General features: G+C 61.6%; 13 protein-coding genes. 2 read left to right on the top strand and 11 right to left on the bottom strand.

Features of this window, described 5'->3' with window-relative positions:
- Window positions 1–36 precede the first annotated feature (36 nt).
- Complete coding sequence (locus ACXJ7R_RS20350) at window positions 37–249, bottom strand: cold-shock protein (protein ID WP_006202520.1); 213 nt, start codon at window positions 247–249, stop codon at window positions 37–39.
- A 509-nt stretch (window positions 250–758) separates the two neighbouring features.
- On the opposite strand from ACXJ7R_RS20350, the gene ACXJ7R_RS20345 reads away from it, so the two are divergent.
- Entirely contained in the window at window positions 759–1,169 is a 411-nt protein-coding gene (locus tag ACXJ7R_RS20345) for a Kazal-type serine protease inhibitor family protein (protein WP_457153414.1), read from the top strand.
- 59 nt (window positions 1,170–1,228) lie between these two features.
- On the opposite strand, the gene ACXJ7R_RS20340 is transcribed toward ACXJ7R_RS20345, so the two are convergent.
- The 5 genes from ACXJ7R_RS20340 to ACXJ7R_RS20320 all read right to left on the bottom strand — a co-directional run bounded on the left by ACXJ7R_RS20340 (window position 1,229) and on the right by ACXJ7R_RS20320 (window position 2,619).
- On the bottom strand, window positions 1,229–1,453 hold the full coding sequence (locus ACXJ7R_RS20340) for a hypothetical protein (protein WP_095091701.1): 225 nt from the start codon (window positions 1,451–1,453) through the stop codon (window positions 1,229–1,231).
- A 99-nt stretch (window positions 1,454–1,552) separates the two neighbouring features.
- The gene (locus ACXJ7R_RS20335) at window positions 1,553–1,690 is read right to left on the bottom strand and encodes a hypothetical protein (RefSeq protein ID WP_164482279.1); all 138 of its coding nucleotides are present in this window, start codon (window positions 1,688–1,690) and stop codon (window positions 1,553–1,555) included.
- 41 nt (window positions 1,691–1,731) lie between these two features.
- On the bottom strand, window positions 1,732–1,998 hold the full coding sequence (locus ACXJ7R_RS20330; protein ID WP_457153413.1) for a hypothetical protein: 267 nt from the start codon (window positions 1,996–1,998) through the stop codon (window positions 1,732–1,734).
- On the bottom strand, window positions 1,995–2,264 hold the full coding sequence (locus tag ACXJ7R_RS20325) for a hypothetical protein (protein WP_095090880.1): 270 nt from the start codon (window positions 2,262–2,264) through the stop codon (window positions 1,995–1,997). The genes ACXJ7R_RS20330 and ACXJ7R_RS20325 overlap by 4 nt, the downstream gene beginning before the upstream one ends.
- A 148-nt stretch (window positions 2,265–2,412) precedes the next feature.
- Window positions 2,413–2,619, bottom strand: coding sequence for a cold-shock protein (locus tag ACXJ7R_RS20320; RefSeq protein ID WP_023809797.1), 207 nt, complete (start codon window positions 2,617–2,619; stop codon window positions 2,413–2,415).
- A 784-nt stretch (window positions 2,620–3,403) separates the two neighbouring features.
- On the opposite strand from ACXJ7R_RS20320, the gene ACXJ7R_RS20315 reads away from it, so the two are divergent.
- The gene (locus ACXJ7R_RS20315) at window positions 3,404–5,038 is read left to right on the top strand and encodes a tetratricopeptide repeat-containing sulfotransferase family protein (RefSeq protein ID WP_457153412.1); all 1,635 of its coding nucleotides are present in this window, start codon (window positions 3,404–3,406) and stop codon (window positions 5,036–5,038) included.
- A gap of 232 nt (window positions 5,039–5,270) precedes the next feature.
- Here the strand turns inward: ACXJ7R_RS20315 and ACXJ7R_RS20310 are convergent, their stop codons facing one another.
- The 5 genes from ACXJ7R_RS20310 to ACXJ7R_RS20290 form a co-directional block, all read right to left on the bottom strand.
- The gene (locus tag ACXJ7R_RS20310) at window positions 5,271–5,624 is read right to left on the bottom strand and encodes a DUF1428 domain-containing protein (RefSeq protein ID WP_457153411.1); all 354 of its coding nucleotides are present in this window, start codon (window positions 5,622–5,624) and stop codon (window positions 5,271–5,273) included.
- A 103-nt stretch (window positions 5,625–5,727) separates the two neighbouring features.
- A complete protein-coding gene (locus tag ACXJ7R_RS20305) occupies window positions 5,728–6,150 on the bottom strand; it encodes a VOC family protein (RefSeq protein ID WP_457153410.1) in 423 nt (140 codons plus the stop codon).
- A 157-nt stretch (window positions 6,151–6,307) separates the two neighbouring features.
- Window positions 6,308–6,490, bottom strand: a complete 183-nt coding sequence (locus ACXJ7R_RS20300; protein ID WP_095091704.1) for a hypothetical protein — start codon at window positions 6,488–6,490, stop codon at window positions 6,308–6,310.
- A gap of 133 nt (window positions 6,491–6,623) precedes the next feature.
- A complete protein-coding gene (locus ACXJ7R_RS20295) occupies window positions 6,624–6,923 on the bottom strand; it encodes a HigA family addiction module antitoxin (RefSeq protein ID WP_457153409.1) in 300 nt (99 codons plus the stop codon).
- 8 nt (window positions 6,924–6,931) lie between these two features.
- On the bottom strand, window positions 6,932–7,201 hold a 270-nt coding region (locus ACXJ7R_RS20290), incomplete at its 5' end, for a type II toxin-antitoxin system RelE/ParE family toxin (protein WP_457153408.1).

Below are 7,201 nucleotides of genomic sequence, written 5' to 3'. Positions count from 1 at the left end.
TCCGTCATGCGTCAGGGACGCACGGCGCCCGATGGTTCAGGCAGCGCGGAGGTTGACCGCCTTGGGGCCCTTGCCCATGCGATCCGGCTCGACGTCGAAGGTGACCTTCTGGCCGTCGACGAGCGTGCGCAGGCCGGAGGCCTCGATCGCGGAAATATGGACGAACACATCCTTGGCGCCGCCATCGGGCGTGATGAAACCGAAGCCTTTGGTCGCGTTGAAGAATTTAACGGTGCCGGTCTGGGCCATTGGGGAAACTCCTTCACCCGTTCAGTCTGGTGGTCCTGCCCGCCGCCTGGCGCAATGGGCAAGTCCCGGTGGTTGCTTCGGCAGTCATGCATTGGCGCATGGTCAAACCCCCCGCCGAAAACGGGGCCGTCAGAGATTCACAGTATCGGGGAAAGGTCGTCCAAAACGTTCCGCTCTCCGGGTCGCAAATGCCCGAACACGGAATTTATCGCACGGAAACGTGAAGGTTGCAAGATAGCGCCGCGGGCCGCCACAATGGGCGCATCCCGACGCATGGATCGACTGACCTGAGCATCGATGCGGCTCGACATAGGCTTGGTTGCCGGCCGGGTCATCGGCCCAGAGCGCGGCCACGAATGGGCCAGATGTCGTGGCCATCAGCGGGATGGGGCTGATGGGTGCCATGGCTCCGCGCATCGTTTCCGGCGGGAGGCTGCAAACGGGGGTTGCATTTGGCAATGGAATGGCAAGGATCGTCTTCCCGGGACGGGATCGAGGGAGAGATCAACATGAAGTTTCTGGCGACAGTCTTTTCGCGGCAAGGTTTTGCCATCCTGTTCCTGTCGGCAATTCTTGCCGCCTGCACTGTCGTCGTCGATGAGGGACCAGGGCCGCGTCCGCGTCCGCCACGGCCCGAACCACAGTATTGCAGCAGGCAGTACGAGCCCGTCTGCGCCCGGCGCGGCGGCGACCGGCAGACCTTTGCCAATGCCTGCCTTGCCGACCGGGCCGGCTACCGCATCGTGCGCGACGGTCCGTGCCGCGACGGCGGTGGGGGCGGCGGCGGCGAAGAGCAGACGTTCTGCACCCGCGAATATGCTCCGGTGTGCGCGCGCCGCCACGGCGAACTGCGCACCTTCCCCAATGCCTGCGAAGCCCGCGCCGCGGACTATCGCGTCATCGACGGCGGACCGTGCTGACGGGAACTGGGCGTGTTTAGCGTTTTCCCACAAAGGGAAGGGAAAACCGAGGCGTTCGCTCACACCTCCGCTGGATACGCCCCGTCGGCCGGGCCAGCGTAAAGCTCGCTGCCGTCCTCGTCGGAAATGCGCAGGCGATCGGGGATTTGCGGCATGGCCAGCGTGTGGAACAGCGCGGTTGCGCCCTGCAGGGCGGCGCGCAGGTTCGGCGCTTCCAGCGATACCTTGTCGAGCGTGGCTTCGTCGGCGTCGCGCGACCGGTAGAACTCGATGACGAAGTTCAAGCGCGCCTCCGTGTGCGGGGTGTTGCGCAAACGTGTCGTGTCAGTCCGTCGCCTCACAAAGTGGGMGACGGGGGGACGCAYGAGGCGCCCCTGGGCTGGTCAGCCCTTCGACTTCGGCTTCAGGCTACTCTCTGCCTGCTTGACCGACGAGCCGAACGGGGAGGCTGGCTTGGCCACGACCTTGTCCTTCTTCGGCTTGCGCGTTTCGCGATTGCTTCGCTGTTGACCTTTGGACATGTCGTGCTCCTGTTGTGTGTTGGCGTGGCTTTGCTGGGCGCTCAGACGACCGGGTTGTCAGTAACGACCGGGTTGTCGGCCGGTTCGAGATTGTCTTCCGTGGTGACCCGCTCATGGGTCTCCTGCTCGCTGCGGATGCGGTATTGCGGCGAGCCGTCCTTGACCGGCAGCCTGCTCTTGATCTGGAACAGTTCCGCGGTTTTCTGGACGAGGCCGGTGCGGCTCTTCATGCGGACAGTCTGACCGATCGCAAACTGGTGCGAGGGCGTGTCGGTGCGCGGGCGCGCATTCTGCTGGAAACGGATCATGCTGCATTCTCCCTGTCGCGCTTCAGCGCTGTTTCGAGTTCGAGGTAATCGATGGCGACAAGCTGGCTGGTGGTCGGGTTTTTCACGGCCCTTGCCGGCAGATGGATGAAGGTGGCGACGCGTCGCCAGGCAAGCCGCGACATGCCCTCGATCACCTCTTCGTCGTGATCAATGTCGTAGTCGCCGGCCGGCAGCTGTCCTTCCAGTCCGCCGAGCACGAAGGGTGCCGCGAAATGGGCGATGGAGTGGGTGGTGCGATCGGTCATTGTCTTGCCTTGATGCTTCCGCAGCGGCCCTGAAAAGCAAAAAAGCGGGGACGAGCCCCGCTTTCCTATTTCCGGCAATTGCTGAAAATAAGCCGCTTTCGAGAGCTGCCAGTACATCCGTGGTCAGCGTTCATCGAATTCGGCCGGATCAGATCAGTTGCAAATTGGCGGCCGATTCGCGGCCCTTGGTGTCACGCTCCAACTCGAACTGCAGCTTCTGGCCTTCGGCGAGGCCAGGAAAGCCGGCGCGCTCCAGCGCGCTGACATGGACGAAAACGTCCTTGCCGCCATCGGTCGGCTGAATGAAGCCGAAGCCCTTCTGGCCATTGTAGAACTTTACGGTCCCGGTGTTCATGTGGGTCTTTCGAGGGGTGAGATGAGGTCGCGGAACGCGGCCAGTATCGGTGATTTGGAATGAGATTGGCGGGTCGAGAACCTCTGACGCCGCGAGGTGCCAATTCTACCCAAAGCGATCCTGTACATATAGGCCTTTGCCGCAATTTAATCAAGGCGATTTAAAATAAAAATCGGGCTTCGCTCAGAAAATTGCTTTCTGTAACTTTCAGGAAAACGATGATACAAGCCCATAGATATCAAAAATTATTTGAAGTCTGGCGGGAACATTTCTCCCGGTATTTTTGTTTTATTTACGTATGAAAGGACGAGATTTCATGATTAACGAAACAACATCGGCAGGAGCTACAGTCGCGATCGGCCCATTGGCTAAACAAGCGACGGCAACGCCCATCCTGTCGCCGCGGCTGACCGTCAGGAGTGACGAAGCGGCAAAGCGAAGGGTCGCCGATACCGACGGAACGCTCCGGCGTGCCAGGCAAGTTGCGGAGGCCAACCGGCTGATTTGATCGCTTCTGCGCTGACGGATACCAAGCGAGCCTTGAACCTGAAGCGCCGATGGCCTAGATCGGTTCATCGTTTCACTGAAACGCCGAACCGATCTATCTCCTTGTTTGGCGCAATTCCGGACGGAAAACCGTTTCATACCTTTCCCGGAATTGCTTAGATCGCGGCCGGCGGAAAAACACGGCAGGTTTCCCATTAACAGAGATCAGAGAAGAGCGGCGGGCGCGGGAGCCAGATCTGGCGCTGGAGGACAGCCACCGCTGGGGCTGGACCAGTATGTGCAGCAGGCCCTGCAGCTGCACCAGGCCGGGCGACGGCAGGAAGCCGAGGCGCTTTACCGCCAGGTACTGGCGCGCAAGCCCAATCATGCGGCCGCGGCGCATTTCCTCGGCCTGCTGCTTCACCAGACCGGGCGCAGCGAAGAGGGGCTCGATCTCATCGAACAGTCGGTGAGCCTGCAGCCCACAAATCCTGATTTCCTCAACAATTTCGGCACGGTGATGCGCGATCTCGGCCGCATCGCAGCCGCCATCGATTTCTTTCGCGGTGCGGTGGATATCCGGCCGGACCAGCTCGCGGCGCGCGACAATCTTGGCTCGTCGCTGAAGCAGCTCGGCCAGTTCGAGGAGGCCGAAGCGATCTATCGCGGCACGGTCAGTCGCAATCCCTTCCATGTCCGCGCCCGCATCGGACTTGCCGAAACGCTGCAAGAAGCCGGACGTCTGGACGAGGCGCTCGCCGTCTTCCGCGAGGCGCTGACGATCCGGCCGAAGGACGCGGACCTGTTGCACGGGCTGGGCGTCGGGCTGATGGAAAAGGGCAAGCTCGATGAAGCCGCCGACCTGTTTCGGCAGGCGCTGGCGGTCGACCCCGGCATGGCCAGAGCCTGGCTGATGCTGACGCAGGTCAAGCGCCAGAAGGAGCGCGACAGCGAATTGACCGGCATGGAGGCTCAGCATGCCAAGGCGCCGCAGGATAGCCTGGCGCGCATGCAGTTGTCCTTCGGCCYCGGCAAGGCCAATGACGATCTGAAGGATTACGGCAGGGCCTTCGATTATTTCGCCGAAGGCAACGCGATCCGCCGCAAGGGCATCGACTACGATGCGGCCAGGACGCGCGCCGAATTCGAGGCCATGAAAGCAACCTTCGATGCCGGCTTCTTCGAGAAACACAAGCCCAGCTCGATTGCCGACGACACGCCGATCTTCGTCGTCGGCATGCCGCGCTCCGGCACGACGCTGATCGAGCAGATCATCGCCAGCCATCCCCAGGTCTATGGCGCCGGCGAGCTCAACATCCTGAAGATGGCGGTAGGCAAGCAGTTTCCGTTGACCATGAAGGGCGGCTTTCCGGCCGGGATCGCCGACATGCCCGACAAGGCTTTTGCCGAGGCTGGCGAAGCCTATCTCGACATGCTGCACGCCCGCTTTCCCGGCTTCAAGCATGTCACCGACAAGATGCCGGGCAATTTCCTGCTCGTCGGCTTCCTCCATCTGATGTTGCCGAAAGCCAAGATCGTCCATTGCGCCCGCGACGCGGCGGCGACGTGCCTGTCGATCTACAAGGTGCATTTCCGCGGCGACAGCCATCGCTACGGCTACGACCTCGGCGAACTCGCCGATTTCCACAACCTCTACACCGACATCATGGCGCATTGGCATGCCGTGCTGCCTGGGGTGGTGCATGATGTGCGCTATGAGGATTTCGTCGCCGACCAGGAAGGGCAGACGCGGGCGCTTATCGCCCATCTCGGCCTGCCGTGGAACGATGCGGTGCTGTCGTTCCACGAGACCGACCGGCCGGTGCGCACGGCATCCGCCGCGCAGGTGCGCCAGCCAATGTATCAGGGCTCGGTCGATCTATGGAAGCGCTATGGCGATCGGCTCAAGCCGCTGCTGGATAGGCTGGATTAGCGCGCGGGTGGCAGATTAACCCCAGCTTCGTCATGCACGGGCGGAGCAGCCGCGAAGCGGCGTCGCGCAGACCCGAGGATCCATTCCGGGACCTCGATCGAAGGATGCGGCGGAACGGAATTCTTCACCGTTTTCAATGCTTTAACGTGACGGCATGGATCCCATGGTCTGCGCCGCGTCGCTTCGCTCCTTGCTCCGCCATAGGATGACGAAGCGATGGGGGCTCAGTTGCTCAAAGCTCGATGAAGGGCTGGAAGCCGCCGAAGATCATGCGCTTCATATCGAACGGCATGGGGCCCCAATCGGGTGTCAAACGCGGGTCGGCCATCACCTTGGCCATCACCGTGTCTCGGCTTTGCCTGGATTCATAGACCGCCCAGGCGAAGACGACGATCTCGTCGTCAGTTGCCTGAACGGCACGCGGAAACGAGGTGACCTCGCCATAGGGCACGTCGTCGCCGATACATTCGACATAGGCGAGCGCGCCGTGTTCCATCCATATGGGGCCTGCGAGGTTGGCCAGCCTCTTGTAGTCTTCGAGTTTGGCCTTTGGCACGGCAAGCACGAAACCATCGACATAGGACATGGCATATTCCTCTTGCTGAAAATCGGGCGCCGGGCCGGCAGGGATGCGACCCGGCGCAGATGAGCGCATCACTCCTGGGGAAAGAGGTGCTGTTGCTCGCCTATTACTTCACCGGGGCGTTCATCGCCCAGGCAACACCAAAGGGGTCACGCAGTTGGCCCCAGCGGTCGCCCCAGAACATCACCTGCAGCGGCACCACTTCTTCGCAGCCGGCGTCGATGGCGCGCTGCCACCAGCTTTCGATGGTGTCGTCCTGGAGATGCAGCTGCATGGTGTAGCCCTGCGGGTTCTGATGCGGGTGGCCGTGCTCGGGGTAGGCGTCGCCCAGCATCAGCGTCGAGCCATTGATGTAGAGATGGATGTGCATGGTGCGGCCTTTTTCGTCCGGCGGATAGGCAAACACCTGCTCGGCGCCGAAGGCCTTCTTGTAGAATTCAGCGGCCTTGAAGGCTCCGTCCACCTGCAGATAGGGGGTTAATCCGCCGAGCACTTTCGGCGCGGGCTGAACGGGGGTCTGGTCAGTCATGTCTTGCTCCTCTTTGCGTTTGGCTTGGCCTTGCCAACCATAGGACGCATGAGGTGACGGCAATCCTACAGGGCCGCGAAATTTTTCTCGGCCGGGCCCGGACAGACCGGGCAACCGGCGGGATTGAGCGACAGAGGCAGAGGCAGGCTGATCGCGGTCATATGACCTTGGCCGAGAAGGTGGCCGCGCGGCGGCTGTTCTGCGCGTCGAAGAGTTCCGGAAAGCCGATGTCCTTGCGCAATTCGGCGGGCAGCGAGAGCAGGATGCGTTCGCTGCGATGGCGGGCACGTGCCGCCGCATATTGGGTTGCGATGCGACCGATGGATGAAAGAACCGACATGACATGATCTCCCTGGGTTGGCGCCGACATCATCGTGTCGGCATCCCAAGGACGCGGCAGGCTGAGGCGATCCGACAGATCGTCGGAACCTTTTTTCGCTGCACCGTCGGTGGCTCGAGGCGGGCCGCCTGCCTCAAGCCGCAGTCTCCAGGCTTTCGATCGTTTCAATATCTGCCTTCTTGGCCTCTCCCTCGACAGCAAGGTCGTAGCTCGCCTGCATGTTCATCCAGAACTGCGGCGTGGTTCCAAAGAACTTCGCGAGGCGCAGAGCGGTGTCGGGCGTTACCGGTGTCGTCTCGCTGGCCAGGCGCTCGATGCGCGTGCGCGGCACATGCAGCTTCTTGGCCAATGTGTAAGGCCTCAGGCCAAGCGGTACGAGATATTCCTCGCGGAGGATTTCTCCGGGATGGATAAATGGATTGATGTTCAGCATTTGAAACCTCAATGGTAGTCGGTTATTTCCACATCCTCGGCCTGCCCGTCCACCCAGCGAAAGCAGATGCGAAATTGATCGTTGATGCGGATCGAGTGCTGACCCGCACGGTTGCCTCTCAGCGGCTCAAGCCTGTTGCCTGGAGGCGTCTTCAGGTCTGATAGTTCGGCGGCATTGTCGATCATGAACAGCTTCCGCTGGGCTGATCGGACTAGGTCCGACGGGAAACCCTTCGGAGCCTTGCCGTTTGATACGGCCTCGCTGGTCTTGTCCTTGAA

It is taken from the genome of Mesorhizobium sp. P5_C1 (assembly GCF_054049815.1).
The sequence above is the reverse complement of the archived record's forward strand: the minus strand, read 5'-3'. Positions and strand labels throughout refer to the sequence as shown.

Coding starts and splice junctions, on each gene's coding strand:
- ACXJ7R_RS20350 (WP_006202520.1), bottom strand. CDS start 249: ATGGCCCAGACCGGCACCGTTAAATTCTTCAACGCGACCAAAGGCTTC.
- ACXJ7R_RS20345 (WP_457153414.1), top strand. CDS start 759: ATGAAGTTTCTGGCGACAGTCTTTTCGCGGCAAGGTTTTGCCATCCTG.
- ACXJ7R_RS20335 (WP_164482279.1), bottom strand. CDS start 1,690: ATGTCCAAAGGTCAACAGCGAAGCAATCGCGAAACGCGCAAGCCGAAG.
- ACXJ7R_RS20330 (WP_457153413.1), bottom strand. CDS start 1,998: ATGATCCGTTTCCAGCAGAATGCGCGCCCGCGCACCGACACGCCCTCG.
- ACXJ7R_RS20325 (WP_095090880.1), bottom strand. CDS start 2,264: ATGACCGATCGCACCACCCACTCCATCGCCCATTTCGCGGCACCCTTC.
- ACXJ7R_RS20320 (WP_023809797.1), bottom strand. CDS start 2,619: ATGAACACCGGGACCGTAAAGTTCTACAATGGCCAGAAGGGCTTCGGC.
- ACXJ7R_RS20310 (WP_457153411.1), bottom strand. CDS start 5,624: ATGTCCTATGTCGATGGTTTCGTGCTTGCCGTGCCAAAGGCCAAACTC.
- ACXJ7R_RS20305 (WP_457153410.1), bottom strand. CDS start 6,150: ATGACTGACCAGACCCCCGTTCAGCCCGCGCCGAAAGTGCTCGGCGGA.
- ACXJ7R_RS20300 (WP_095091704.1), bottom strand. CDS start 6,490: ATGTCGGTTCTTTCATCCATCGGTCGCATCGCAACCCAATATGCGGCG.
- ACXJ7R_RS20295 (WP_457153409.1), bottom strand. CDS start 6,923: ATGCTGAACATCAATCCATTTATCCATCCCGGAGAAATCCTCCGCGAG.